Source organism: Rhizobium croatiense, from assembly GCF_019793465.1.
Taxonomy (GTDB): Bacteria; Pseudomonadota; Alphaproteobacteria; order Rhizobiales; family Rhizobiaceae; genus Rhizobium; species Rhizobium croatiense.
In genome coordinates this window covers 25396-49682 of record NZ_JAILYJ010000011.1, presented here as the reverse complement: position 1 = coordinate 49682, position 24287 = coordinate 25396, and the positions used below count along the sequence as shown (strand labels likewise).

Below are 24287 nucleotides of genomic sequence, written 5' to 3'. Positions count from 1 at the left end.
CTTAACAGATCATATATGGAGCTGCCGACATGCATGCCTTGGTAACAGGAGGGGCCGGATTTATCGGCAGCCATCTCTGCGATCGTCTCTTGGACTCGGGTTATCGGGTAACGGCAATCGACAATCTTCATCTTGGCCGGATGCGCAATATAGATCATCTCCAGGGCCGGGCGGATTTTCGCTTCCAGAAGCTGGATATGCTCGATCGGGAGGGCATGGATCAACTCTTTGCGGGGGATCGTCCTGATGCCGTTTTTCATCTCGCCGCCAATTCCGATATTGCCGCGGGCAATACCAATACGGAACTGGACCTCCAGCTGAACCAGCTGACGACGACGACGCTGCTTGCCATCATGCGCAAGCATGGTGTCGGCAGGCTTTTCTTTGCCAGCACTTCTGCGGTATTCGGCGAAGCCGAAGGCAATATTCACGAGAACCACGGCCCCCTGCAGCCGATCTCGTTCTATGGCGCCAGCAAGCTTGCTGCGGAGGCCTATCTGTCCGTCTATGCTCTGTCATTCGGCATCAAGACGCTCGTGCTGCGCTTTCCCAATGTCGTTGGGGAGCGCTCCACGCACGGGGCAATCTACGACTTCATCAATAGATTGAAGGCTGATCCAACGAGACTTCAGGTGCTCGGCAACGGAAGGCAGACGAAGCCCTATCTCTATGTCGGCGATCTGGTGAATGCGATTCTCCTGGCCTGGGACAAGGCACCCGGCGCCTATGAGGTATTTCATGCCAGCGGCATCGGCGAAACATCGGTGCGGGATATCGCCGAGATCGTGGTCTCGAAGGTCGCGGTCGGAGCCGCTATCGAATATGGAAGCGAGGATCGCGGCTGGCTGGGCGACGTTCCGCGCTTCAGCTACGACATCAGCAAACTTATAGCGCTGGGCTGGTCGCCGAAGCGAAAGTCGACGGAAGCGGTTGAACTCGCCGTGGAGCGGATTCTGGCGAATGGGTTCTGACACCGCTATCCGCGAGGCAATCATTATTGCCGGAGGCCTTGGAACGCGCGCGCGCAGCATGACGGGCGATGCCATTCCGAAAGCCCTCCTGCCTATTGACGGCGTGCCGATCATTCTGAGGCAGATCCGCGTTCTCGCCCGCGAAGGCGTTCGGCATGTGCGCGTGCTCGGCGGCCACCTCGGCAGCCAGCTCGAGCCTGCTCTCGGCCCGGAAGCGGAAAAGCTCGGCATTACGATCGAGGTCTTCGTGGAGACGTCGCCGCTCGGCACGGCCGGCTGCCTGACGACTTTGGACCCGATCGCCGACGATGTCCTGATCGTCTATGGCGACATGCTTTTCGATCTCGATCTGTCGGCGCTGGCGCGGCATCGTCAGCAATTTCCCGCCGCCTTGACGATCATCGCCCATCCCAACGATCACCCGCGCACATCCGACATCGTCGTTCAGAAGAACGGCTATCTCACGCGCCTCTTGGGTCGCAAGGCGCCACGCGATGCGGATTGGCGCAATCTCGTGCCGGCCGGCTTGTACGTGGCTTCCGGTCAGTTCTTCGAGACGCTCCTGCCGGGCCAGCAGGCCGACATGATCCATGATGTCATTCCCGATCTTCTCAAGCGTTCCATTCCGGTCGCGATCTACGACACGCCCGAATATATGAAGGATACCGGATCTCCGAGCCGGCATGCCGCCGCGGCCGAGGATCTTCGCCGGGACCGTGTCCACGCAATCCACTTGTCGGTCCGAAGACCCGCGGTGTTCTTCGATTGCGATGGCGTACTCAACGAAGACGTCGGCGGTCATGGCGTCATTCATCCCGACCAGGTGACGTTGGTCGGCCGCGCCGGCCAAGCGGTACGGCTCGCCCGCGAGGCAGGTTTCCTCGCGGTCGCCGTAACGAACAGGCCGCAGGTTGCCAAAGGCCTGCTTGACGAGGCCGGCCTGGATCATGTTCTCGGTCGTCTGGAGGCCGAGCTGGCCGAAGACGGCGGCGTGCTGGATCGCATCTACTTTTGTCCGCATCATCCGGACAAAGGGTTCCCCAACGAGGTGCCCGAACTCAAGATCGACTGCGCTTGCCGCAAGCCCGGAGATCTGATGATCCGTCAAGCCATGGCGGAACTGCCGATCGAAAAAACGAGATCCGCCATCATTGGGGATAGCCTGCGCGATATCGGTGCGGGCCGCAAAGCCGGAATCTGGGCCTATGGCGTCCGGACCGGTTACGGCCTGCGAGACGATAGGAGCTATCCTGCCGCAGAAACAGGCATCCCCCGCGCCGACCTGGTCTTCGACACGGTCTATGATGCTGTTCGCTTTCAATGCAGCTACCACGACATTGGGCAAGCTCTCTTCAAAGCGATTGATGAGCGTCTCTCCAATGCGGCAGGCCCGCTGCTCGTAGGCATATGCGGTCGTTCACGCTCGGGCAAAAGCACGTCCGCGCATGCCGCACAACGGCTTCTCTCGGAAGCCGGGCGCAGCGTGCTGCGGCTGGAGCTCGACCGCTGGATACTGCCGCTCGAGCATCGCCGACCCGATATGGATGCGGAAGAACGCAACAGGGTGGAGCATTATCCCGAGATCGTCAGAATGCTGCGTCAATCCGGACGGTTCGAGGCACCGGGTTACGACGCGGCAAGCCGTGGCCAGCATGCGTCTCCGACCATCTACGATGCGCGTGATGCCAACGTGATCCTTCTGGACGGCATCTTTGCCGGACATGCGTCGATCCGCGAGGACGTCGATATGACTGTCTTCGTCGAAGCCTCACAGCAGGCGCTGCTGGAGCGCTTTCACAAGTTTTACGCCTGGAAGGGCCTAACGCCAGCGGCGGCCGAAGAGCTCTGGCAGTCGCGAATTCAGGAAGAGTGGCCGAGGATCGATCTGCAGCGCACATCGGCCGATATCATCATCAATCTCGAGGAGGCACTCCTTTGATCGTTTCATCCGCACCTTTTCGGGTCAGTTTTGCCGGCGGCGGCTCGGATATAGCGTCCTATTACCGTCGTCAGGCGGGCGCGGTCTTGTCCTGCGCGATCGCCAAGTACAGCTTCGTGATCGTGCACAACTATTTCAACGAAAACAAATATCACCTCAAATACACCCGCACCGAACTGGCCGACACGCTTGAGGATATTGCCCATCCGCTGCTGCGCGAGGCCTTGCGCATGCATCGGGTCGAGCCCGGCATCGAAGTAGCCTCCGTCGCCGACATTCCCTCCGGCACCGGCCTCGGCTCCTCCAGCTCCTTTTCGGTGGCGCTGATCAACGCGCTTTATGCCCACCGGTCGCGCTTCGCCTCCAAGGATCACTTGGCGGAAGAAGCCTGCAAACTCGAAATCGACATCCTGAAGGAGCCGATCGGCAAACAGGACCAGTACGCAGCGGCGTATGGCGGCCTAAACTTCATCGAATTCAATTCCAATGGCGGCGTGAACGTTCAGCCCGTTGTCCTCAGCTCCGAGAAGATGGCTGAGCTCGAGAGCAATATCCTGCTGTTTTTTACCGGAAGCCAGCGCGATACGCGCTCCGTGCTGTCCACGCAGGTGCAAGCGATGGAAACGGACGAGGACAAGTTCCGGACCGTCGAGCGCATGGTGCAACTGGCCTACGAAATGCGCGACATCCTGATGAGCGGCGATCTCGGCGCCTTCGGCGAAGCGCTTCACCGTGGATGGATGATGAAGCGATCGCTGACATCGCAGATCACCAACAGCACGATCGACGAGTTTTACGATGCCGCGCGTGCTGCCGGCGCCGTCGGCGGCAAGCTGGCGGGTGCTGGCGGAGGAGGCTTCCTCGTCCTCTACTGCCCGAAAGACCGCCAGCCAAAAGTCCGGCAAGCGCTGTCGCAGCTCAAGGAAATCGAGTTTCGTTTCGACTGGAGCGGCGCGCGTATCGCCTTTGCACAATAGAGGGTGTTGATGGCATCGCGTCTCATCATCACCGGGTCGACCGGCTACATCGGCGCAAGACTCGCCGCGACAGCGCGTGAGCGCGGTTTTGACGTGGTTGAGTTCGGCCGGCGATCCGGAGCGAAATGGCGCATCGGGGATGAGCCCGTCGCATCGGATCTGGAGGGGGCGGCCGCAGTCATCCATCTCGCGCACTCCTGGGTGACCGAGCCGGAGGCAGCTGAAGAAAACAACATCAATATATCGGGAACCGTTAAACTGGCCGAAGCGGCAAGAGCGGCCGGCGTGCCGCACTTCGTCTTTTCCTCCTCCACCTCGTCCCGGCAGGAAGCGCTCAACGTTTACGGACGCACCAAGTTCAGGGTCGAACAGCACCTTGCTGCCAGCTCTGCAGCACCCATCGTGCGCATCGCGCGGATCGGGCTTGTCTACGGCGGCCCACGGGTTGCGATGTACGGCCTGATGGCGAGGTTGGCAGGCTTGAGTCCGCTGCTGCCGATGATAGGGCTCAGCCGAAAGGTCCAGCCCATTCATCTCGATGAGGTTGCTGCAGGCCTTTTGGCGCTGGCGACCCGGGAAGACCTGCAGCCGCAAACATTCGTGCTCGCGCAGGAAAAACCGATCAGCTTCGCCGCCTGGCTCGGACTTCTTCGCCGCAGCCAGGGCAAGGGCAAGCTTCATTTCATACCGATCCCCCTGGGCTTCGCTCTTTTTGCCTGCCGGATGACCAAGCATGTGCCGTTGATCCCGACCGTCGATCCGGAGCGCGTCCTGGGACTCGCGGGCGCAGCACCTATGGAGAGCGCGGAAAGCCTCAGGCTGCTGAGCTTGAACCCGGCCGATCCGATGACGGTGTTGACGCGGGAGTTTGCCGAAACAGACCAGGAAGAATTGCACGGTGAGGCGAAGGCGCTGCTGCAATATCTCGGCATCAGGCCGACGGAGCTGCAACTGCAGCGGCTCGGCGAAGGGCTTCAGCGCGAAGGGCTGTCGCCGCTCGGCCTCTCCCCAATGCTGATCCGGCATCCGTTCCTGCTCGCCCTCTTCGAGCCGCCGGCCAATCGCACGCAGCATCGCCTGGCGCAGGCCCTCTATCTCGCAGATCTCGCGAGCGAGCCGGAAAGATATTCGGTCAAAAAGACCAGTCTTTTCGGCGCTGTGCTGGCCATCGCCGGCGATGTCCTGCTGTTCCCGCTCCGCGCGCTTTTGGCGGGACGATACCGATGAAGACGCCCGATGCCGACTTCATCATCGTCGGCAGCGGCCCGGCAGGCGTCTCCGCTGCGTTTCCACTGATAGCGGCCGGGCGCCGCGTGGTGATGCTGGATGCTGGCAATGATGCCGGATCGGAGGATGAGAGCCGCAGCGCCCGGGTCTTGGGACGCAATCTGGAATCGCTGCGCGCCGACGATGGCAGTTCACCGAAACTGCAGACCCCGGTGGCTCGCGGAATTCTTGAACGGTTCCGGCGCGAGTCAGGAATCACAGGCGAAGGATTCATGCCGGTCGCCAGCCTCGCCCGCGGCGGTCTTTCCAATATATGGGGAGCGCAAATCAGCTACCTCGATGCCGAGGACATCGCAGCTTGGCCCATAGATATCGAGCTGCTGCAGAGATCCTACGAACGTATATCGCGACGCGTCGGGCTCAGCACGAACACCGATTTGACCGCAGGCGCCAACAGCGGACCCCTCCTGCCGCTTGGCGCCACAGCCGCCCATGTCCTTCGTCGGCACGAGATCGCAATGCCGGCGGATGGGTCGTTTCGGCTTTTTCCCGCCGTCAACGCCATCCTTTCGGAGCCGAGGCCCGGGCGGGCGGCGTGCGACCTGCGCGGCGACTGTCTCTATGGCTGCCCGAGCGGCGCGATCTATAACAGCCGGCAGGATCTGCTTTCGTTGCAAAAGTCGCCGCATTTTCGGTTGCTCGACAACATGCGGGCCATGTCTCTGACGTCCAACTCGGGCTGGACGGTCGGAACGGCCGACGGATCATCATTCTCTGCCCCGAGGATCATTCTCGCCGCCGGCGTGCTTGGAACCGCCGCCCTGCTGGCGGACCTCCTGCCGATCGGCGGTGAAGGACTGCGCCTTTTGAACAGTCCGACACTCGCCATTCCTCTGCTCTCTCCGGCAAGATTGCTGCGCTCGGCCACGGCGACCCACAGCCTGGCGCAACTTGGATTGTCGCTGCGTTACGGCGAGCGCGCATCCGATTATGTGACGGGAGCGGTCTATGAAGTCGGCTCGCTGCCGGCGCAGAGCTTCGTCAACAGGATGCCGCTCGGCAGAAAGGCCGGGCGCGCTGCGTTCGAAACGATCGCCGGCAGCCTGCTGGTTGCGACGATCTATTATCCCGGCGACCAAAGCCGGAGCTACATCCATCGCGATCCAGCGGCAGGAAAAGGCATGACCGTCCGGGGCGGTTTTGCAGACGGTTTCGATATCCGTGTCAAGGATCTAAAAAGAAGGCTTCGCCGCGAGTGGCAACGGTTGGGGCTCATTCCGCTTCCGGGCGCATCGCTGGCGGAACCGGGGGTCGATGCGCATTTTGCCGGCACCCTGCCTATGGGCGCAACGGGGCCGTTCGGTACCTCGGTGGACGGTGAATTGAACCTCCATCCGGGTCTTCACGTTGTCGACGGCTCGATTCTTCCCGAACTCTCCTCGAAATACATCACAATGACAATTATGGCGAATGCCGATCGCATTGCCCACCGCCTCGCCGACATGGAAGCAAACCCGGCGCTCTGACGCCCACCTGCCTCTTTCAGGTTCCGCAATTGCGGCAAGGCATCGCCGGCCAATGATAGCAGCAGTTCGGCGAAGCACAGTCGCCGATCGAAATCAGGCAATGCCGCCCAGGCATACATATTTGAGCTCGGTATATTCGTCCAATCCGTGCCTGGAGCCTTCGCGGCCGAGACCCGACATCTTGACGCCGCCGAACGGCGCCTCGGCGGTGGATACGAGACCGGTATTGACCCCGACCATTCCATATTCGAGCGCTTCGGCCACGCGGAAGACCCGCGACAGATCGCGCGCATAAAAATAGGAGGCAAGTCCGAACTCGGTGTCATTTGCCTGCGCGATGACGTCCTGCTCGTCGCGGAACCGGAAAAGTGGCGCAAGCGGCCCAAAGGTTTCCTCACGCGCCACCTGCATGCCGGCAGCAACATCACGCAGAATGGTCGGCTCGAAGAAATGGCCGCCAAGCGCGTGCCGCTTGCCTCCCGTTACGATCCCGGCGCCCTTTGCCACGGCGTCCTGAATATGGCTTTCGACCTTGGCAACGGCATTGTCGTCAATGAGCGGGCCAAGCATGACGTCACGCTCCAGACCGTTGCCGACCTTCAACTTCGAAACGGCCTCGGCGAGCTTGGCTGCAAATGCCTCGTAGACGCCGTCCTGGACATAAAGCCGGTTGGCGCAGACGCAGGTCTGGCCGTTGTTGCGGAATTTGGCGATGATGGCGCCTTCGACCGCCGCGTCGAGATCGGCGTCGTCGAATACGATGAAGGGTGCATTGCCGCCGAGCTCGAGACCGAGCTTCTTGATCGTCGGCGCACATTGCCGGTAAAGCAGCTCGCCCGTCCGCGTGGAGCCGGTGAAGGTCAGGACCCGGACGTCGCGGCTGGCAGTCAGCGCTCCGCCGATTGCGGCTGCGTCACCTGTGACAATGTTGAGAAGCCCCGCCGGCAGGCCGGCGCGCTCTGCGAGGACGGCGATCGCGATCGCGGAGAACGGCGTCTGCAGCGCCGGCTTGAGAACGACGGCGCAGCCGGCCGCAAGCGCCGGGCCGATCTTGCGCGTGATCATCGCGTTCGGAAAGTTCCAGGGCGTGATCGCAGCCACGACGCCGGCCGGCTGGCGCAGCACAAGGATGCGCTTGTCCGGCTGATGCCCCGGTACGATCTCGCCGTTGATGCGTCGTGCCTCTTCGGCAAACCATTCGATGAAGCTCGCACCATAGGTGATCTCCCCCTTGGCTTCAGCCAAGGGCTTTCCCTGTTCCAGCGTCAGGATCATCGCCAGATCGTCACGGTTTTCGATCATCAGGCGATGCCAAGCCTTGAGAACGGCGGCGCGCTCCCCGGCGGTCTTCTTCGCCCAAAGCTTCTGGGCGACGACGGCGGCCCGGATGGCATCTTCGGTTTCCGTCGCACCGAAATCAGGGACCGCGCCCAGCACCTCACCTGTCGCCGGATTGCGGACCATGGCCGACGCGCGACCTTCCGCTTCGATCCAGCGATCGGCGATGGGGCATGCCTGGCGGAACAGCGAGGGATCATTGAGTTTCATGGGACAACTTTCAACAGAATACGTGAGCGGCGCCGGGATCGAAATCGAGATGAACTATATCTCCACGATTAAGCCCGGCAATAGCCTCATGACCGAACGGCAAGCGAACCGACAGCGCCTCGCCTGTCGACGTCTCCGTGGAGACGTGGATGTTGTTGCCGAGAAAGGTAATGTCGCTGACCGTCGCGGCAAGACCTGCGCCGTCGGCTCTCGCGCGCGACAGCCGGATGCGCTCCGGTCTCAGCATCAGCGCCGCCCTTGCGCCGGAGGTCCCCTTTCCATGCACCGGAATCTGGTTGAAGATGGTTCCGCCTCCGAGCGCTATGGTGGCTTGTCCGTCGGAGGACGATACCAGGTCGCATGAAATGAAGTCACTGTCGCCGATGAATTCGGCAACGAAGCGCGTCTTGGGATTGGCGTAGAGCTCTGGGCCCGTACCGATCTGGTCGATGACGCCCTTGGAAAAGACGGCAATGCGGTCGGAGAGCCGCAGGGCCTCTTCCTGGTCGTGCGTGACGTAAAGGATCGTCACTTCCGTCTGCTGGTGGATGCGGCGGATCTCATGCTGGATTTCCTCGCGCAGCTTCTTGTCGAGCGCCGACAGCGGCTCGTCCATCAGCAGCACCGGCGGATCATAGGCAAGAGCCCTGGCAAGGGCGACACGCTGCTGCTGACCGCCGGACATCTGCGCCGGCTTGCGATCCTCGAAGCCTTCGAGCCGGACAAGGCGCAGCATCTCCTTCACCTTGCTGTCGATCTCGGCCTTCGACTTCCGCCGGACCTTCAGCGGAAAGGCGATGTTTTCACCGACCGTCAGATGCGGAAACAGGGTGTAGCGTTGAAACACCATGCCGATATTGCGCTTGTGCGACGGCGTGGCGAGCAGCGTCTTGCCCTCCAGCGTAATGTCGCCTTTGGTCGGGTTTTCAAAGCCGGCCAGGATGTAGAGCGTCGTGCTCTTGCCGGATCCGGACGGACCGAGGAAAGTCAGGAATTCACCACGCCGGACATCGAGATTGACGTCGTGCACGGCGACGACGGGGCCGTATTCCTTGCGTATTCCGCGGATCTGAAGGAATGGTTCGTTCATTGTTTCAGTACCTTACGCACGACGGCAACCAGCGCCATCAAGATGATTGTCAAAAGGATGAGAAGGGTCGATGCGGCAGCGACAACGGGCGTCAGGTCCTGCCGCAGCGTCGCCCATACCTTCACCGGCAGCGTCTGCAGGGTCGGGCTAGACATGAAGATCGCCACCACCACCTCATCCCAGGATGTCAGGAACGAAAAGACGGCGGCCGAAAACAGCCCATGGCTGATCGCAGGAAGAGTGACCCTGATCTTCGCTTCCAAAGGCGAGGCGCCGCAGAGCACGGCCGCGTCCTCGATCGACTTGTCGAAACCTTCCAGCGCGCTTGATATGGATAGGATCGAGAACGGGAGCGCCAGCACGAGGTGCGAAATGACGAAGCCCGTCAGGGTGCCGCCAAGGCCGATCCTGAGAAAGAAGGCGTAGAGGGCAACGGCGAGAACCACGACCGGCAGGATCATCGGCGTCAGAAACAGCGCCTTCAGCGCATCGCGGAACATGAACGAACCGCGCACCAGGCCAAAAGATGTGACGAGCCCGAGCAGCACCGACAGAACCGTGACGATAACGGCGATCTTGAAGCTCGTCAGAGCCGATTCCAGCCAGCGCGGATCAGCGAAGAGTTCATTGTACCACTGGAAGGTCCAGCCCGGCGGCGGAAAGATCAGCCATTGCGAGGAGCCGAAGGACAGAGCCGCGATGAAGACGATCGGCAGCAGCAGGAAGGCTGCGGTCAGAAGTGTTATGCTGAGAAGAATGTATTTCCACCAGCCGAGACGGTCGAAATTGAGCAGCATATCAACGTCCTCCCGGGTTCTGACTGCCGAAGAAACGCAGCTGCACGGCATAAAGCGACAGGGTCACTACCAGGAGCACCAGCGCCGCCGCGCCGCCCATTCCCCAGTTGACCAGCGACTGCACGAACTGCGCGATCAGTTCTGCCAGCATCATGTTGGCGGTGCCGCCGAGAAGCGAGGGCGTAACGAAGTAACCGAGCGACATCACGAAGACCATCAGGGCGCCGGCCGCCATGCCGGGCATCGCCAGCGGCAGCAGAACACGCGTCAGGCACTGCCAGCGGTTGGCGCCGCAAAGGGCTGCCGCCTGCAGCGTCGACGGGTCAATCTTCTTGATCACGCCGTAGAGCGGCAGGATGATGAAAGGCAGCATGATATAGGTCATGCCGATCGTAACACCGGTCAGATTGTTGACGAGCGCCAGCGGCTGGTCGATCAGGCCCATTCCCATCAGCGTCTTGTTAATGAGCCCGGTGCGTTGCAGAAGCACCATCCAGGCATAGGTGCGGGCCAGCAGGTTGGTCCACATCGAGAGCAGCAGGATCGCAAAGATCACCGAAGTCAGCCGACCGGGCATGATCGCCAGCGCCCAGGCGACGGGAAAACCGATCACGAGCGAAATCACCGTGACGAGACCCGAGACGATGAAGGTGTTCGCGAAAATCTTGAGATAGGTCGATGACCCGATCAGCTGCGCATAGTTTCCCAGGCCCGGCACGGGTTCCAGCACGCTTCGCAACAGCAGTATCGCCACCGGCACGACGAAAAAGATACCCACGAAGGCGAAGGCCGGAACGACCCCGCTGAAACCTGTTGGCCTGCGTATCTTCGGCAAGGGCGCAATTACGCCGGAGGCATCGCTAAACGTCGACATGACCGTCCTTCCCACCCGTCAATTTCCGCGGGCGTATGGGTGCAAACCGATTTCGCACTGGCGCTGCGGGGGCACGGCGACCTTCGCCGTGCCCATTGATCTCAAGCCTCAGCCTATTTTGCCTGCCAGGCGTACCACTTCTCGCCGATGGCATCGCGATTATCAGCCCAGTAGTTCATGTCGGCATTGACCTGGCTTGCGGTCTGCTGGTCCGGCAGCGCCTTGGCCGTTTCGGGATCCATCAGCTTGGCGGAGTCGAGGTTGATCGGCGCATATCCCGTAGCCTTTGCAAGGGCAGCCTGCGGTTCGGCCGAGGTCGCCAATGCAATGAACTTCATCGCCGCCTCGGCATTCGGCGCGCCCTTCGGCACGACGAGCGCATCGGCAGCGGTGATGTTCTGCTCCCAGGAGGTTTCAACCTTGATGCCGGTCGCCGCAAGCGCCGTCATACGCCCATTCCAGACGCTGCCGAAGGGCGCCTCGGCGGAGGCCAGCAGCTGCTGCGACTGGGCGCCGCCCGACCACCAGATGATATCCGACTTGATCGTATCGAGCTTCTTGAAGGCGCGGTCGAGATCGAGCGGATAAAGCTTGTCGGCCGGCACGCCGTCGGCAAGCAGCGCCGCTTCGATCACGCCGGGAGCCGACCACTTGTAGAAGGCGCGCTTGCCGGGAAATTTCGTCGTGTCGAACAGGTCGGCCCATGTCTTCGGGCAGGCTTTGACGGCATCGGCATTGCAGCCGATGACGAAGGAATAATAGAAGCTGCCGACCGAATAGTCAGTGACGAAGCGCGGATCGAGCTTCGATTTATCGATGACGGAAAAATCGAGCTTCTCGAGCTGGCCGTTCTTGCCGGCCTGGGCGGCATAGTCGCCTTCGACGTCGACGACATCCCAGTTGACTTCGCCGGCCTCGACCATGGCCTTGAGCTTGCCGTAGTCGGTCGGGCCGTCCTGCACGACGGTGATGCCGGTCTTCTCCGTGAACGGGCTTGCCCATGCCGCCTTCTGTGCATCCTGGGTCGTTCCGCCCCAGCTCGAGAAGACCATGCTGTCGGCGTGCGCCGGCGCGGAGACCGCCACGAATGCGGCAACCGCCGCGAAAGCAAATGTCGTTTTCATGTTCCCTTATCCCTGTTGTGGTTTGTCCTACGGGTATGCCTTATGCCGTCAGCGCGCCTCGCTCCGGGGAGAGAAGCTTGCCGGCTTCATAATCTTGTTTTCCGCCACCTCGATCAGGTCGCGGATCTTGGGCAGGAAGGCCTGCCACCGGGGATCGGCCAGAAGCCGCTGGCGTCTCGCCTCCCGGTCGTCCAGGCTCGTAAAGGCCCAGATGTGGACGATCTCGTTGATCGTGCCGATCTCCGAAAAGAAGTAGCCGACCAGCGCGCCGAGATGGCTCTTCTGGATCTCGATGCCCTCTTCCTCGACGACTTTGAGATATTGCGGGATCGTTCCGTTCTTCAGCCGATAGGTGCGGACCTCGTAAAGCATCGGCACTACCTCATCACGAAAGGATCGGGGATCGGATCGTCCGAGGTCCGGAGCCAGATCGTCTTGGTGCGGGTATAATCGAGCGCCGCGGCCATGCCGCCTTCCCTGCCGTGGCCCGACAGGCCGAAGCCGCCGAAGGGCGCGATCGGCGAGACGGCGCGGTAGGTGTTGACCCAGACGATGCCGGCGCGGATGCCCTTCATCAGCCGATGCGCCCGGGTGAGGTTCTGGGTGAAGATGCCGGAGGCCAGGCCGTAGCGGGTGTCGTTGGCAAGCCGCAGCGCCTCGGCTTCGGTCTCGAAGGACACGACGGAGAGGACCGGCCCGAAGAACTCCTCGATCAGCGACGGCGAAGCGACATCGTCGCAATCGAGGATCGTCGGCGGGAAATAATAGCCTTCGCCATCGATCTTGCGGCCGCCCGTGACCAGCCGGGCGCCGCTTGCGATCGATCTCTCGACGAGGGCGCCGATATTGTCCTGCTGGCGCTTGGTGGCAAGCGGCCCGACTTCAGTCGCCATGTCGAGCGGCGCGCCGATCCGGATCGCTTCCGCCTTCTCGCGCAGCAGCGCGACGAACCTGTCCTTGACGCTGCGCTCGACGATCAGGCGCGAGCCGGCAACGCAGCTCTGCCCCGTCGCCGCGAAAATGCCCGCGACCTGGGCGTTGGCGGCACTTTCGAGGTCGGCATCGGCAAAGACGATGAAGGGCGATTTGCCGCCGAGTTCGAGCGAGGTGGAAGCGAGGTTTTCGGCCGAGTTGCGCACAACGTGCCGGGCGGTTTCGGGCCCGCCGGTAAAGGCGACATGCGCGACCTTCGGGTGGCGGCCGAGGGCCGCGCCGCAGGAGGCGCCAAAACCGGTGATGACGTTGACGACGCCGGCGGGAAAGCCTGCCTCATGCACCAGGCGGGCGAATTCGAGCAGCGGCGCCGGGCCGTCTTCCGAGGCCTTGACCACCATCGTGCAGCCGGCCGCGAGCGCCGGGCCGATCTTGACCGCCGACAGGAAGAGCTGGCTGTTCCAGGGCACGACCATGGCGACGACGCCGATCGGCTCGCGGCGAAGCCAGACGTCCATATCGGGCTTGTCGATCGGCAGGTAAGATCCCTCGATCTTGTCTGATATGCCGGCATAATAACGATAATATTCGGCGACATAGGCGATCTGCGCGGATGTCTCGCGGATGATCTTGCCGGTGTCGCGCGTCTCCAATTCAGCGAGGACCTGCGCATTGGCGGCAACCAGATCGGCGAGCTTGTAAAGCAGCCTGCCGCGTTGGGTGGCCGTCATCTTCGCCCAGGGGCCTTCGTAGAGCGCCCTGTCGGCAGCGTTCACGGCTCGATCGACATCATTCTCGCGCGCCTCGGGCATTTCCGCCCAGACTGTGCCGGAAGCCGGATCGATGCTCGGATAGGAAGCTTCGCCATCCGAGAACTCGCCGTCGATATAATGCTGGAAAAGCCGCATGGTCCTACTCCTGAAATGCCGGCATGACCTCGGCGATGAAGCGCTCGAGCGACGCCTTCTTGCGCTCGAAACTCATGCCGGTGTCGATCCAGAAGGAATATTCGTCGTAGCCGAGGGCCTCATAGGCCTTGAGCCGGTCGATGACGGTCTGCACGTTACCAACGACGTTGTTGGTGCGCATGACCTCGTCCGACAGCATCGCGTTTGCGTGGATCTGCTCGTCCGGGATCCGCTCGATCAGGCCTTGCCTGATCGGCTTCTCATTCTTGAACCAAGCGAAGAAGTAGTTGTAGTAGACGCTGAGTTCATGGGCGGCCTGGGCGACGTCTTCTTCCGACGAGCCGACATAGGTGTGGCGCAGCAGCATGATCTTCGGCCGCTCGACATCGGGATTCTTGGCGCAGGCATCGTTGAAGCGGTCCATCAGCGACTGGACTTCGTCATCGCCCTGCCACAGCGGCGTCACCTGAACGTTGCAGCCGTTGGCGACGGCAAATTCGTGCGAGTTCGGGTCGCGCGCCGCAACCCAGATCGGCGGGTTCGGCTGCTGCAGCGGCTTCGGCGCCGAGGTGGTCGTGGGGAATTTGAAGAACTCCCCATCATGGGCGTAGTCGCCCTTCCATATGCCCTTGACCGCCGGAATGAGCTCACGCATGCGCTGGCCGGCGCCCCAGGCATCGAGACCCGGCAGAAGGCGCTCATATTCGAAGGAATAGGCGCCGCGGGCAATGCCGATATCGAGCCTGCCGTCGCAGATGATGTCGGTCATCGCCGCTTCGCCGGCAAGCTTGATCGGATGCCAGAAGGGAGCGATCACCGTTCCCGTCCCCAGCCTTGCCCGCGACGTGCGGCGGGCGAGATCGGCAATGGTCACGAACGGATTGGGGGCAATGGTGAAATCCATGCCATGATGCTCGCCCGTCCAGATTGCATGCATGCCGCCCTTGTCGGCGATCTCGCAGAGCGCGACGAATTCCTCGTAGAGGCTCTTGTGGCTCTGGCTGGCGTCGAGCCGCTCCATATGGACGAAGAGGGAGAACTTCATGCTTTTAGGCCCTTGGCTGGAATGGGATGAATTTTGCCGCCGGTCTCGTCGCCGAAATAGACGCCGAAGTTGCCGATCGAGCTTTCCATCGCGAAGCGATTGACGATGTCGGCGGTCGAGCTGGTCTTGAATTTTGCCGCAGCCAGCGCGTCAGGTTTTACGAACCTGCCGCCGGCGGGCTCGCCGTCTCCGGCAACGGCGTGATAGACGATGTGCTGCTTGCCGTCGCTCTTGCCCTCATAGACCGAATAGAGAAAGCCGATGCTGACCTTCAGCCCGGTGAGCGTTTCCAGATATTCTTGCAAAGCATCGGTCGGGTTGCCGTCATGGGCGTCGACGCTTGGCAGGGAGAGTACATCGTCGCCCAGCAGCAGAACTTCTCCGCGGCGCTCGACGACGGCTGCCAGTTCGATATTGCCCTCGCTTGCCGCAGACACCGCCTTGCTTGCGAGCGTCGGCGTGAAATAACCGCCGCGGGCATAGCCGAGACCATTGCGGCCGCTATTGTCGAAAGCTTCGATGCGGCCCATCAGGATGACGTGGTCGCCGGCCTCGATGACCTCTTCCATCGCACATTCGAACCAGGCCGCGACGTTCGAGAAGATCGGGCAGCCGGCCGATCCCTTGGCCCATTCGACCGCCGCGAACCTGTCTTCGACGGGCCGCGCAAAGGTGTTCGACACGTCCTTCTGCGTTTCCGAGAGCACGTTGATGGCAAAATGCGGCGCTCCGGTCATGATGGCGAAATTGCGCGAGGTCTTGGCAAGGCAGACAAGCAGCAACGGCGGATTGAGCGAGACCGAGGTGAAGGAGTTCGCGGTGAAACCGATCGGATTCCCCTCCCCGTCGCAGGCGGTGACGACGGTCACGCCGGTCGGAAAAGCTCCGAACGCATCGCGCAATGCTCTTGGGTCGACAGTCTGGATTGTCATCGTTCATCCTCCCCGAACGACAGCCACTCGGCGAGCAGCGAATTGACGATATCAGGCGCGGTCAGGTTCACCATGTGGCGATGGCCTTCGACGATGCGGACCCAGCCTTTGGGCGCAAGCGCCGCCATCTGCTCTGCCATCAGAGGCGTCGAGTTTGGATCGTCGGAGCCTGTCAGGAACAAGGCCGGACCAGCCACGTCTTTCCAGCGATCGGCATAGGTCTCGTCTCCGCCAGCGAAGGCGGCGTAAGCGACCGCGTAGCCTTCCGGATCGACGAGGTTGAGCCATTTCCGCGTCAGTTCCCGCGCAACCACGCTGTCCGGATCATCGCCGAACCAGCGAGCCAGCGGGCCTTCCTTGTCGACACCCGTCACCGGGATGGCCGCGGCCCGTGCGAGCACGGCAGCCTTTGCTTGCCGGTCGCGCCTGTAGACGCCGTTGAGGTAAGCAACACGGCTGATCCGTCTGTCGAACGTCGCCGCCGCCCCTCCCGATACCAGCGCCCCCATCGAGTGGCCGGCAACATTCACCCTGTCGATCGCCATCTCGTCGAGAAAGCGCCCGAACCAGGCGACAAACTCCTCAAGACGGCTGCCGGCCGGCAGCTTTGCGCTCTCACCATGTCCCGGCATGTCGACGGCGATGACGCGATGGCCGGTCGACAAAAAGGCGATCTGCGGCGCCCAGGCCTCAAGCCGCATGCCGACACCATGAATGAGAACCAGCGGCTCACCGCTGCCGGCCTCGTGATAGGCCGTTCCGCCTGCCGTCTTCTTTCGCGGCAAGTCACCGGCCGCGCTCGTTGCTGCAGCGGCGCCCGAGATCGATCCGGCTGTCAGCATCTCAGCGCCCACCCTTTCAAACGCCCGCAGGATTGGCGACGTCCTGCCCGAGATCCTTCAGATCCTGATAGCGGTCGCCGATGCGGTGATGAGGGCGCCCGCCCACCGATGCACCAAGCGCCACGACGATCTCATCGGCGGCAGGCGCGTCGGGGATCGAGGTCTGGATGGTCAGATAGTGCGAACGGCGGCCTTCGTCGTTCTTGTCCATGAGCGGGATCATGATCGGCGCATTGGCGGGGCCGCGGGTGTTGCAGAAGGCGAGATAGGACTTGGCGCCGACAGCCTGGCGATAAAAATTGCCGAAGCGCAGCGTGTGGATGAGCGCGGAGGCATGTTCGATCTCACCGTCCAGGCCGACGACGGCGGCCTTGCCATAGCCTTCAACAGCCTCACCGGAACCGACGGCATCGATGATCACCTTGGTCAGCAACTCACCGAGAACCGGAGCGCCCGCATGGATTTCGGGCTTGAGATCTTCGACAAAGCCGCGGCCCGCCCAAGGGTTCTTCACCACCGCGAAGGCGGTAAACAGCTTCAGCGGCACCGCCGCGGCCTTGCCGCCCTCGATCAGCGTCGTTTCGATCTGCAGTCCCGTCTTGCGAATTTGAATGGCCATCGAACACCTCATTTCTCAATTTCATATTATGGTATACCATAATATACGAGTGTCAAGTTCGTTCCCTGCGAAGCCGCAGATTCCCCAAAAATATTTATTCAAAACAAAGGCTTGTCAGTTGACCGCGGTCACCGCGGATCCGCCGCGTCAAAGTTGGTCGAATCCGAGATTTCCCCGGCAGGGCACAGGTTCCCGACGACAGAGACACCATAGCCATCCCAGTTCATATGATACCGCCTCATATATTATTTATTATGGCATACCATCGCCTTGAGAAAAGTTGGGTGTCAAGCAGGGAGTTTGGATTCTCGCGGATCATGATCGCGAATGCCGTCTGCCATTCGGCCGGTATGTTGCGGGACAACGGAAAAGCCCGTCGCGAAGCAGACTTGCGAATCGCATAAGTCCATGCTTATGTGTCTGCATGATCGAGAATGACATTTTCCGAGCCTTGGCCGACCCGACCCGCCGCACGATCTTCGAGAAGCTGGCGGCGGGCGGCATGAACGCCAGCGCCTTGCGCGCGGGCATGGAGATCAGTCAGCCGGCAATGTCGCAACACCTCTCGGTTTTGCGGAGCGCAAAGCTCGTGAGGGAAGAACGGCGGGGGCGTTTCGTGAATTACGAAGTCGATCCGGAAGGACTGGCTCTCATCGCACAATGGTTGGCGAAATATCGTGCCTACTGGCCTGCCCGCATCGAAGCTCTCAAGGTCTTGCTGAAGGATATGGACCAATGAACGACGGAAAGGCCACCGAGCAGAAAGACGGCATCGAACTGGAATTCGATCTGGATGAACCGCCGCAAAAGGTCTGGCGTGCAATCAGCATCCCCGAATTTCGGGAAAACTGGTTGCCAAAAGGCGCTTTAGCCGATCCCGAACCGGCCACCATCACACCTGGCAAGGAAGTCCGTTATAGCCTGCGCGACGACACTCCGCCTTTTCTTGAAAGCACGGTGACGTTCACGATCGTCCCGAACGCGTCCGGCGGCACCCGCCTGCGCATTATCCACGAACTGACCGACGCGAGGCTTGAACGGACCGCGAAAGCGGCCGCAAACAGCAACAGTCCGCCCCTCATGCTCGCCGCCTGACGCGGCAAGCTCCCTTAAATTCTGGAAGATTGGAGTTCGCCGATGCGCGAAGCGATGCAACTCGTCCCTATGGTCATAGAACAATCCAGCAGAGGGGAGAGGTCTTTTGACATTTACTCCCGTCTTCTGCGTGAACGCATCATTTTCCTCAACGGCGAGGTTAACGATACCGTTTCCGCTCTGGTCTGCGCGCAATTGCTGTTTCTTGAGGCCGAGAATCCAAAGAAGCCGATCAATCTTTACATCAATTCGCCGGGCGGTGTCGTGACCAGCGGCCTCGCCATGTATGACACCATGCGCTTTATCCGCGCGCCGGTTCATACGCTTTGCATGGGGACAGCCCGGTCAATGGGATCGTTCCTGCTGATGGCAGGCGAAGCCGGCGAAAGAGCTGCATTGCCCAACGCCAGTATCCTCATTCACCAGCCCTCCGGTGGCTTCCAAGGGCAGGCTTCGGACATGCTGATTCACGCCGAAGAAATCCTCAAGACCAAGCAGCGCATGACGCGGCTCTACGCGGAGCATTGCGGACGCTCCTATGAAGACTTTGAGCGCGCAATGGATCGCGACCATTTCATGACGGCGGAACAAGCACTGGAATGGGGTCTTATCGACCGTATTCTAAAGGTTCGGGAAGACACGGACAGCCTATAACCTGTCGCGGAAATCCCAGCGCCTCGCTACCGTCTCCTGCGAAGACCGCAGCAGCGCCCTGACCTATTCGGCGGGCTTCTGGGCGGACAGCACCGCCTCGGCAATGGCACTCGCCGCCGCGACATGATCCATCGCCGCCCGCTGGGCCCCCTCGCCGTCGCCGCGGCGAATGGCGTCGACGATCTTCGACATCTGTGCCGGCCCCTCGATGTCACGCCGTTCCGTCTTGATCGTCATTGAGCGCAGATGGTTGATGCGTACGGTGAGCAGATTGACGACGCCCCAGGCGACATGCCTGTCGACCATAGTGAACAGTGTTTGATAGAAGGAAGAGGTATTGGCCAGCACACCCGCCATATCCTGGTCGCGATAGCTGCTGCGGATTGCGCTCAGGGATTCCTCGAGCGCGGCGACGATCTCGGGGCTGCCGCGTTCAGCACAGAGCCGCGCCGCCATGCCTTCGAGCGCACCGCGGATTTCATAGATCTGTTTGGCTTCCTCGATATCCAGCTGGGCGACGATCGGTCCCTTGTTCGGCAGATTGGCGACCAGCCCTTCCGATTCCAGATGCCTCAGAACCTCACGCACAACCGTCCGGCTGACGCCGAGCTGGGCGCAGAGGTCGCGCTCGACAAGCCGGTCTCCCGGACGGAAGTATCCGTTGACGATGGCCTCGCGGACCTTGTCGAGCGCCAGTTCCCGCAAGGTCTTCGCAGGACGCTCGACCCTTATTGCTGCGTCCTTCAGAGCGCCGCTCATGCTGTACCTCAGTGTTGGATTGACTTCGCAGGCTCAAGCTTTGCTGCGCCAGCCGAATTCAGGAATCGTATTATGGCCTACCAAATACTGTAGCTGTCGGCGGCCGGCAATTCAACAGCGCCGTACCGATCCGGAGATCGTCGAGTCATGCGTTGGACTTCAGCCTCGCCCTGACGATCTCTTCGGCCACCGCCTTCGCCTGCACCCGGATATCGGGGACGGCGGTGATCTCCCAGAATTGTCCCGCCGTCAAGGCGCCGACGGCAAACAGCCGCGCGGGCGAGATCCGGGACGTGCCCGTCACTTCGGAAGCCGCATCCACCTGGATGCCGAGCCCGAGAGGATCGGGGACGATCAGGTGAAACCGGTTCATTTCCTTCAGAAGCGGCGAATGGCTGATCCCGGCGCGCTCCATACCCGTGCAGTTGACCAGCCAGTCCGCCTTGATCTCGGCGATCTCACGCTTGGCCCTGATCCTGTAGTCGGCAACGAGCCTGCCTTCCCTGGCCTCGAGCGATCTCAGGAAGCCCGCGTGGAAGCGAACGGTTCCGTCCGAGACCAATTTCTCGAACCCGGCGAACACCTCGGGCGCGACCCGGTGCCGGTGGATATTCCACCAGGGAAGCGCATGCCGCAGGAATCGTGCCCGCTCCTCGTTCGTAAGCCGCTGCCAGAGAGCCTGCGTCACCGGCCTCAGGCCGTCCATCACGCTCCGCCAGTCGGCGACCTCCCTGCTCTTTTCCCGCAAGATCTTCAACAGGCCGCTGATCGTGGCGGGAAGCGCGTGAACGTCGATCGGCAGAGGCGCCGGCGGCGTCCTTGCATGTCCGAGCGGCGCCAAGCCGCGCCGCGAAAGCACGTCGATCCTGCCTCTGTGGCCATGGGCGCGAAGCGCGAGAACCTGATCGATCATCGTCAGGCCGGAGCCGAGGATGCAGACGGCATCGGACGGTGCGACGCGCCTCAGCCAGGAGAGCCGCCACGGGTTCTCGACGATCCGCGATCGCAGAAATGGCGGGGCGCCGGCCGGATCGACCGGAAGGTTCGCGTTTCCGACGCCAAGACAGAGCACCACATTCCTCCCGGCAATCTCGTCGCCATTGCCGAGGTGGAAGGCGAGCGTGCTCGTGTAACGCTCCACGCATCCCGCCGCCTTGGCCTTGATGAAATCGACCCGGCAGCGACCCTCCCGCTTGCGCAGCAGCCGCGCAAGCGTATTCCTGACATAAAGCCCGTAATCGCCGCGCGAGGCGAAATCGCCGGCCTGCAGCTGGCCTCCATGGCTTTTCAGCCAGTCGACGAAGTCGTCGGGATGATGCGGCAGCAGGCTCATGCGGCCGGCGGGAACGTTGAGCCGATGGAGATAGAGCTCCGTCCTATATGCCGTCCCGCGCCCGAAACCGGGATCGTCGCCGACGACGGCAACCTTCGCCGAAGCGGGAAGCTGCTCGATGAGATTGCAGGTCACAGCGATCGCTGAAAATCCGGAACCGACGACGATCACATCATATATCAACGCATTCTCCCCGAAGCTCCGTAACGCAGGCTCTTGTCGCCCCCGACCGGGGGATCACTCAAGCGGCAGAATCACGAAAACAATTATCTCTATAGTCTATAAATATAGTTTGTTATTTCTCCCGCCAGCCCCTTCTCGACGATTACCCTTTTGCAGGTGAGATCAAGGGGCCGAGCGGCCCGCAAACAAAGGGGCTCAGGATGAATTTCAAAAATTTGCTTGCCGCAATCGCTGTCGTCGGCACTCTCGTAACGGCGATCGCCGCTGAGGCGGCGGACAAGAAGGTCGTCGTCGGCTATCAAACCGATGCCTTGCCGTCATCGGTGGCGATCGCCAACGGCGAATTCGCCAGGGATACCGGATACGACATCGATTTCCGCAGGTTCAATTCAGGCGCCGAAATCTTTGCCGCCATCGCCTCCGGCGACGTCCAGGTCGGCTATGTCGGCTCCAGCCCGTTTGCGGCTGCGGTCTCGCGCGGGCTCGAGGTCAAGGCCTTCTACCTCGCCTCCATCTCAGGCATCGACGAGGCTCTCGTCGTCCGCAACGGCTCGGGCATCGAAAGCCTGAACGATCTGAAGGGCAAGAAACTTGCCGCCGCGCCCGTCTCGACGGACCACTATCAGCTTCTGGCGCTGATCAAATCGCTCGGCCTGACCGAGAAGGACGTCCAGGTCTTTGCAATCCCGCAGCCTGAGATCGTCGCGAGCTATAATCGCGGTGATATCGATGGCGGCTTCGTCTGGGATCCGGCGCTGACCGAACTCAAGAAGAACGGAAAGGTTCTGGTGACCTCCAAGGACGTCGCGGACAAGGGTGCGCCGACATTCTCGGCCTGGGTGGCAACCTCGAAATTTGCCGCCGACAACCCGGAATTCCTCAAGGGCTTCGCCTCGGTCATCAACAAATACTACGCTTCCTTCGCATCGGACAAAGCCGCCTGGGGTTCCGACAGCGATAACGCCAAGTCGCTCGCCAAGCTTCTCGGCGGAACGCCGGAGCAGCAGGCCTCGGCGCTCAAGAACCTGACGCTGCTGACGCCCGGGGTCCAGGCGTCGGACGCCTGGCTCGGCGGCGGCGAAAAGGCGGGCGCCGGCAAGATCCTCAAGGACACGGCATTGTTCCTGAAGGAACAGGGCAAGGTCTCCGGCGTGCTGGAAAATTACGGCGCCTTCGTCACCGCAGACGCGCTTACCGCCGTCAGCAACTGATCCTCCCCGACACCGGCGCGCTGTCGCGCCGGCATCGAACCTGCGAGCGGCACCATGCTTAAAGTCGATCACGCCAGCGTTTTCTTCGCAGCCCGCGACGGGCGAACCGTCCATGCGCTCGATCGCGTTTCCTTCGATATCCCCGAACGGGGGTTCGTGGTCGCGCTCGGCGCCTCGGGATGCGGCAAATCAACTCTTCTCAACGCGATTGCCGGTTTCCTCCCGCTGTCGGATGGCCGGATCACGCTCGATGGCCGCGCGGTCGAACGGCCGGGCGCCGATCGCGGCGTCGTCTTTCAGAAAGATGCGCTGCTGCCCTGGAAATCGGTGGTCGACAATGTCGCGCTCGGCCTGAAATTTGCCGGCGTCAATCGCAAGGAGCAGCAAGCGCGCGCGCTCGAACTGCTCCGGCTCGTCGGTCTCGACGAATTCGCCAATGCCTTTCCCTACGAGCTGTCGGGCGGCATGCGCCAACGGGTCGGTATCGCCCGGGCTCTTGCGACCAATCCGGATATTCTGCTCATGGACGAGCCGTTCGGCGCGCTCGACAGCTTGACCCGCGAGCAGATGCAGGAACTGCTGGTTTCCGTCTGGAACAAGACGGCGAAGAAGGTTTTCTTCATCACCCATTCGATCGAAGAGGCGCTGTTTCTCGGCACGCAGGTCCTGGTCATGTCGCCGCGGCCGGGGCGCGTCGTCGCCCGCTTCGATCTCGATTTCATCCGTCGCTTCGCCGAGACCGGCGACGCCCGATCGATCAAGGCGTCGCCGCAATTTGCCGAGCTGCGCGAGGAGATCCGCGCCATTCTCCACAGCAGCGAAGATTTGAGGAGCGCCGCATGAGCGATATAACGCAGACATCGCCGGTTGCGGCGCAGAGAGAGAACCGCCAAGTCAAGCTGGTTAAGATGGCAAGCTTCGGCGCCGGCGAGAAATCGACGGTGGTGATCAGCATTGCCACCGCCTTGGCGATATTGCTGCTGTGGTGGCTCGTCTCCGCGCTCGGTGTCGTGCCGCACCTGTTCCTGCCGCGTCCGGACGAGGTTTTGACGCAGATCGGCCTCGTCTATCGCGACGGTTATGCCGGCGCATCGCTGTCCGAACACATCCTTGCGAGCCTGTTCCGCGTCGTCGTCGCAGCCCTCATCGCCATCTCCGCCGGCATTCCGCTCGGACTGCTGATGGGTCTGAACCGTGGGGCGAAAGGCGTGCTCGATGCGCCGATCGAGTTCTACTGGCCGCTTCCGCCCCTCTCCTACCTGCCGCTGATGATCATCTGGCTCGGCATCGGCGAGATGTCGAAGATCACGCTGCTGGTGCTGGCGATGTTCGCGCCGATCTGCCTCTCGGCGCAAGCGGGCGTCCGTTCGCTGCCGATCGAGCGCGTCAACGCCGCCCGTTCGCTGGGCGCGAGCCGGCTGCAGCTGTTCATCGATATCGTCCTGCCCTCCGCCCTGCCCGAAATCCTCACCGGCATCCGCATTGCCCTCGGCGTCGGCTGGGGCACGCTGGTCGCCGCCGAATTGATCGCCTCGACGCGCGGGATCGGTTTCATGATCATGTCGGCATCGCAGTTCCTGGCAACCGACGTCGTCTTCGTCGGCATCGGCATCATCGCGATCTGCGCCTTCACCTTCTCGGCCGCCATTCGTTTCCTGGAGGCCTTCCTCGTGCCCTGGAAAGGCAAGCTCTGACGGGGG

Annotated in this window: 24 protein-coding genes; 11 read left to right on the top strand and 13 right to left on the bottom strand. The window is 61.8% G+C overall.

Annotated features, from left to right (window positions below; genetic code table 11):
* Positions 1 to 29: 29 nt before the first annotated feature.
* Genes K6M89_RS18510 through K6M89_RS18490 form a run of 5 tightly spaced genes read left to right on the top strand, consistent with a single transcriptional unit; the run spans position 30 to position 6640 of the window.
* On the top strand, positions 30 to 971 hold the full coding sequence (locus K6M89_RS18510) for an NAD-dependent epimerase/dehydratase family protein (protein WP_222140450.1): 942 nt from the start codon (positions 30 to 32) through the stop codon (positions 969 to 971).
* Positions 961 to 2910: an HAD-IIIA family hydrolase gene (locus K6M89_RS18505; RefSeq protein WP_222140449.1), complete on the top strand. Its 1950-nt coding sequence runs from the start codon at positions 961 to 963 to the stop codon at positions 2908 to 2910. The genes K6M89_RS18510 and K6M89_RS18505 overlap by 11 nt, the downstream gene beginning before the upstream one ends.
* On the top strand, positions 2907 to 3887 hold the full coding sequence (locus K6M89_RS18500; RefSeq protein WP_222140448.1) for a GHMP family kinase ATP-binding protein: 981 nt from the start codon (positions 2907 to 2909) through the stop codon (positions 3885 to 3887). Before K6M89_RS18505 ends, K6M89_RS18500 begins: the two co-directional genes overlap by 4 nt.
* A 9-nt stretch (positions 3888 to 3896) precedes the next feature.
* Complete coding sequence (locus K6M89_RS18495) at positions 3897 to 5114, top strand: NAD-dependent epimerase/dehydratase family protein (protein ID WP_222140447.1); 1218 nt, start codon at positions 3897 to 3899, stop codon at positions 5112 to 5114.
* Complete coding sequence (locus K6M89_RS18490; protein ID WP_222140446.1) at positions 5111 to 6640, top strand: FAD-dependent oxidoreductase; 1530 nt, start codon at positions 5111 to 5113, stop codon at positions 6638 to 6640. The genes K6M89_RS18495 and K6M89_RS18490 overlap by 4 nt, the downstream gene beginning before the upstream one ends.
* 93 nt (positions 6641 to 6733) lie before the next feature.
* On the opposite strand, the gene K6M89_RS18485 is transcribed toward K6M89_RS18490, so the two are convergent.
* From K6M89_RS18485 to K6M89_RS18435, 11 genes are all read right to left on the bottom strand, one after another.
* Positions 6734 to 8188, bottom strand: a complete 1455-nt coding sequence (locus K6M89_RS18485; RefSeq protein ID WP_222140445.1) for an NAD-dependent succinate-semialdehyde dehydrogenase — start codon at positions 8186 to 8188, stop codon at positions 6734 to 6736.
* A 10-nt stretch (positions 8189 to 8198) separates the two neighbouring features.
* A complete protein-coding gene (locus K6M89_RS18480) occupies positions 8199 to 9278 on the bottom strand; it encodes an ABC transporter ATP-binding protein (protein WP_222140444.1) in 1080 nt (359 codons plus the stop codon).
* The gene (locus K6M89_RS18475) at positions 9275 to 10075 is read right to left on the bottom strand and encodes an ABC transporter permease (protein ID WP_222140443.1); all 801 of its coding nucleotides are present in this window, start codon (positions 10073 to 10075) and stop codon (positions 9275 to 9277) included. Before K6M89_RS18475 ends, K6M89_RS18480 begins: the two co-directional genes overlap by 4 nt.
* Before the next feature lies 1 nt (position 10076).
* Positions 10077 to 10949 carry an ABC transporter permease gene (locus K6M89_RS18470; RefSeq protein WP_222140442.1) on the bottom strand — a complete coding sequence of 291 codons (873 nt, stop codon included), beginning with the start codon at positions 10947 to 10949 and terminating at the stop codon, positions 10077 to 10079.
* Positions 10950 to 11062: 113 nt separating this feature from the next.
* On the bottom strand, positions 11063 to 12073 hold the full coding sequence (locus tag K6M89_RS18465; RefSeq protein ID WP_097580770.1) for a polyamine ABC transporter substrate-binding protein: 1011 nt from the start codon (positions 12071 to 12073) through the stop codon (positions 11063 to 11065).
* Between the two features lie 48 nt (positions 12074 to 12121).
* On the bottom strand, positions 12122 to 12445 hold the full coding sequence (locus K6M89_RS18460) for an NIPSNAP family protein (protein ID WP_222140441.1): 324 nt from the start codon (positions 12443 to 12445) through the stop codon (positions 12122 to 12124).
* Positions 12446 to 12450: 5 nt separating this feature from the next.
* On the bottom strand, positions 12451 to 13914 hold the full coding sequence (locus K6M89_RS18455) for an aldehyde dehydrogenase (RefSeq protein ID WP_097580772.1): 1464 nt from the start codon (positions 13912 to 13914) through the stop codon (positions 12451 to 12453).
* 4 nt (positions 13915 to 13918) lie between these two features.
* Positions 13919 to 14959, bottom strand: a complete 1041-nt coding sequence (locus K6M89_RS18450; RefSeq protein WP_097580773.1) for an LLM class flavin-dependent oxidoreductase — start codon at positions 14957 to 14959, stop codon at positions 13919 to 13921.
* Entirely contained in the window at positions 14956 to 15891 is a 936-nt protein-coding gene (locus K6M89_RS18445; protein WP_222140440.1) for a flavin reductase family protein, read from the bottom strand. Before K6M89_RS18445 ends, K6M89_RS18450 begins: the two co-directional genes overlap by 4 nt.
* The gene (locus tag K6M89_RS18440; protein WP_222140439.1) at positions 15888 to 16733 is read right to left on the bottom strand and encodes an alpha/beta fold hydrolase; all 846 of its coding nucleotides are present in this window, start codon (positions 16731 to 16733) and stop codon (positions 15888 to 15890) included. The genes K6M89_RS18445 and K6M89_RS18440 overlap by 4 nt, the downstream gene beginning before the upstream one ends.
* 16 nt (positions 16734 to 16749) lie before the next feature.
* Complete coding sequence (locus tag K6M89_RS18435; protein ID WP_222140438.1) at positions 16750 to 17352, bottom strand: amino acid synthesis family protein; 603 nt, start codon at positions 17350 to 17352, stop codon at positions 16750 to 16752.
* Positions 17353 to 17776: 424 nt separating this feature from the next.
* Here K6M89_RS18435 and K6M89_RS18430 point away from each other — a divergent pair, with 424 nt between their 5' ends.
* The 3 genes from K6M89_RS18430 to K6M89_RS18420 are packed head-to-tail and all read left to right on the top strand — an operon-like array spanning position 17777 to position 19101.
* The gene (locus K6M89_RS18430) at positions 17777 to 18091 is read left to right on the top strand and encodes an ArsR/SmtB family transcription factor (protein ID WP_097580777.1); all 315 of its coding nucleotides are present in this window, start codon (positions 17777 to 17779) and stop codon (positions 18089 to 18091) included.
* Positions 18088 to 18447 (top strand): SRPBCC family protein, encoded by a 360-nt coding sequence (locus tag K6M89_RS18425; RefSeq protein WP_222140437.1) that lies wholly within the window; start codon positions 18088 to 18090, stop codon positions 18445 to 18447. The genes K6M89_RS18430 and K6M89_RS18425 overlap by 4 nt, the downstream gene beginning before the upstream one ends.
* A gap of 42 nt (positions 18448 to 18489) precedes the next feature.
* Positions 18490 to 19101 carry an ATP-dependent Clp protease proteolytic subunit gene (locus K6M89_RS18420; RefSeq protein ID WP_222140436.1) on the top strand — a complete coding sequence of 204 codons (612 nt, stop codon included), beginning with the start codon at positions 18490 to 18492 and terminating at the stop codon, positions 19099 to 19101.
* Between the two features lie 63 nt (positions 19102 to 19164).
* On the opposite strand, the gene K6M89_RS18415 is transcribed toward K6M89_RS18420, so the two are convergent.
* Together K6M89_RS18415 and K6M89_RS18410 are read right to left on the bottom strand one after the other, a co-directional pair.
* Positions 19165 to 19860, bottom strand: coding sequence for a GntR family transcriptional regulator (locus K6M89_RS18415; protein WP_222140435.1), 696 nt, complete (start codon positions 19858 to 19860; stop codon positions 19165 to 19167).
* A 145-nt stretch (positions 19861 to 20005) separates the two neighbouring features.
* Positions 20006 to 21376 carry an FAD/NAD(P)-binding protein gene (locus K6M89_RS18410; RefSeq protein ID WP_222140434.1) on the bottom strand — a complete coding sequence of 457 codons (1371 nt, stop codon included), beginning with the start codon at positions 21374 to 21376 and terminating at the stop codon, positions 20006 to 20008.
* Positions 21377 to 21576: 200 nt separating this feature from the next.
* Here K6M89_RS18410 and tauA point away from each other — a divergent pair, with 200 nt between their 5' ends.
* From tauA to K6M89_RS18395, 3 genes are read left to right on the top strand one after another with little or no spacing between them, the layout of a single operon-like run.
* Positions 21577 to 22587: a taurine ABC transporter substrate-binding protein gene (gene tauA / locus K6M89_RS18405; protein WP_222140433.1), complete on the top strand. Its 1011-nt coding sequence runs from the start codon at positions 21577 to 21579 to the stop codon at positions 22585 to 22587.
* A 54-nt stretch (positions 22588 to 22641) separates the two neighbouring features.
* Entirely contained in the window at positions 22642 to 23430 is a 789-nt protein-coding gene (locus K6M89_RS18400) for a taurine ABC transporter ATP-binding protein (protein ID WP_222140432.1), read from the top strand.
* Positions 23427 to 24281 carry an ABC transporter permease subunit gene (locus K6M89_RS18395; RefSeq protein WP_222140431.1) on the top strand — a complete coding sequence of 285 codons (855 nt, stop codon included), beginning with the start codon at positions 23427 to 23429 and terminating at the stop codon, positions 24279 to 24281. Before K6M89_RS18400 ends, K6M89_RS18395 begins: the two co-directional genes overlap by 4 nt.
* The last annotated feature ends 6 nt before the right edge of the window (positions 24282 to 24287 follow it).

What these genes read in the sequence shown, in the direction of transcription:
- K6M89_RS18430 (WP_097580777.1), top strand. Translation starts at nt 17,777, where the DNA reads ATGATCGAGAATGACATTTTCCGAGCCTTGGCCGACCCGACCCGCCGC.
- K6M89_RS18460 (WP_222140441.1), bottom strand. Translation starts at nt 12,445, where the DNA reads ATGCTTTACGAGGTCCGCACCTATCGGCTGAAGAACGGAACGATCCCG.
- K6M89_RS18485 (WP_222140445.1), bottom strand. Translation starts at nt 8,188, where the DNA reads ATGAAACTCAATGATCCCTCGCTGTTCCGCCAGGCATGCCCCATCGCC.
- K6M89_RS18435 (WP_222140438.1), bottom strand. Translation starts at nt 17,352, where the DNA reads ATGGCCATTCAAATTCGCAAGACGGGACTGCAGATCGAAACGACGCTG.
- K6M89_RS18510 (WP_222140450.1), top strand. Translation starts at nt 30, where the DNA reads ATGCATGCCTTGGTAACAGGAGGGGCCGGATTTATCGGCAGCCATCTC.
- K6M89_RS18415 (WP_222140435.1), bottom strand. Translation starts at nt 19,860, where the DNA reads ATGAGCGGCGCTCTGAAGGACGCAGCAATAAGGGTCGAGCGTCCTGCG.
- K6M89_RS18425 (WP_222140437.1), top strand. Translation starts at nt 18,088, where the DNA reads ATGAACGACGGAAAGGCCACCGAGCAGAAAGACGGCATCGAACTGGAA.
- K6M89_RS18470 (WP_222140442.1), bottom strand. Translation starts at nt 10,949, where the DNA reads ATGTCGACGTTTAGCGATGCCTCCGGCGTAATTGCGCCCTTGCCGAAG.
- K6M89_RS18475 (WP_222140443.1), bottom strand. Translation starts at nt 10,075, where the DNA reads ATGCTGCTCAATTTCGACCGTCTCGGCTGGTGGAAATACATTCTTCTC.
- K6M89_RS18480 (WP_222140444.1), bottom strand. Translation starts at nt 9,278, where the DNA reads ATGAACGAACCATTCCTTCAGATCCGCGGAATACGCAAGGAATACGGC.
- K6M89_RS18495 (WP_222140447.1), top strand. Translation starts at nt 3,897, where the DNA reads ATGGCATCGCGTCTCATCATCACCGGGTCGACCGGCTACATCGGCGCA.
- K6M89_RS18490 (WP_222140446.1), top strand. Translation starts at nt 5,111, where the DNA reads ATGAAGACGCCCGATGCCGACTTCATCATCGTCGGCAGCGGCCCGGCA.
- K6M89_RS18440 (WP_222140439.1), bottom strand. Translation starts at nt 16,733, where the DNA reads ATGCTGACAGCCGGATCGATCTCGGGCGCCGCTGCAGCAACGAGCGCG.
- K6M89_RS18420 (WP_222140436.1), top strand. Translation starts at nt 18,490, where the DNA reads ATGCGCGAAGCGATGCAACTCGTCCCTATGGTCATAGAACAATCCAGC.
- tauA (WP_222140433.1), top strand. Translation starts at nt 21,577, where the DNA reads ATGAATTTCAAAAATTTGCTTGCCGCAATCGCTGTCGTCGGCACTCTC.
- K6M89_RS18400 (WP_222140432.1), top strand. Translation starts at nt 22,642, where the DNA reads ATGCTTAAAGTCGATCACGCCAGCGTTTTCTTCGCAGCCCGCGACGGG.
- K6M89_RS18395 (WP_222140431.1), top strand. Translation starts at nt 23,427, where the DNA reads ATGAGCGATATAACGCAGACATCGCCGGTTGCGGCGCAGAGAGAGAAC.
- K6M89_RS18455 (WP_097580772.1), bottom strand. Translation starts at nt 13,914, where the DNA reads ATGCGGCTTTTCCAGCATTATATCGACGGCGAGTTCTCGGATGGCGAA.
- K6M89_RS18450 (WP_097580773.1), bottom strand. Translation starts at nt 14,959, where the DNA reads ATGAAGTTCTCCCTCTTCGTCCATATGGAGCGGCTCGACGCCAGCCAG.
- K6M89_RS18445 (WP_222140440.1), bottom strand. Translation starts at nt 15,891, where the DNA reads ATGACAATCCAGACTGTCGACCCAAGAGCATTGCGCGATGCGTTCGGA.
- K6M89_RS18465 (WP_097580770.1), bottom strand. Translation starts at nt 12,073, where the DNA reads ATGAAAACGACATTTGCTTTCGCGGCGGTTGCCGCATTCGTGGCGGTC.
- K6M89_RS18505 (WP_222140449.1), top strand. Translation starts at nt 961, where the DNA reads ATGGGTTCTGACACCGCTATCCGCGAGGCAATCATTATTGCCGGAGGC.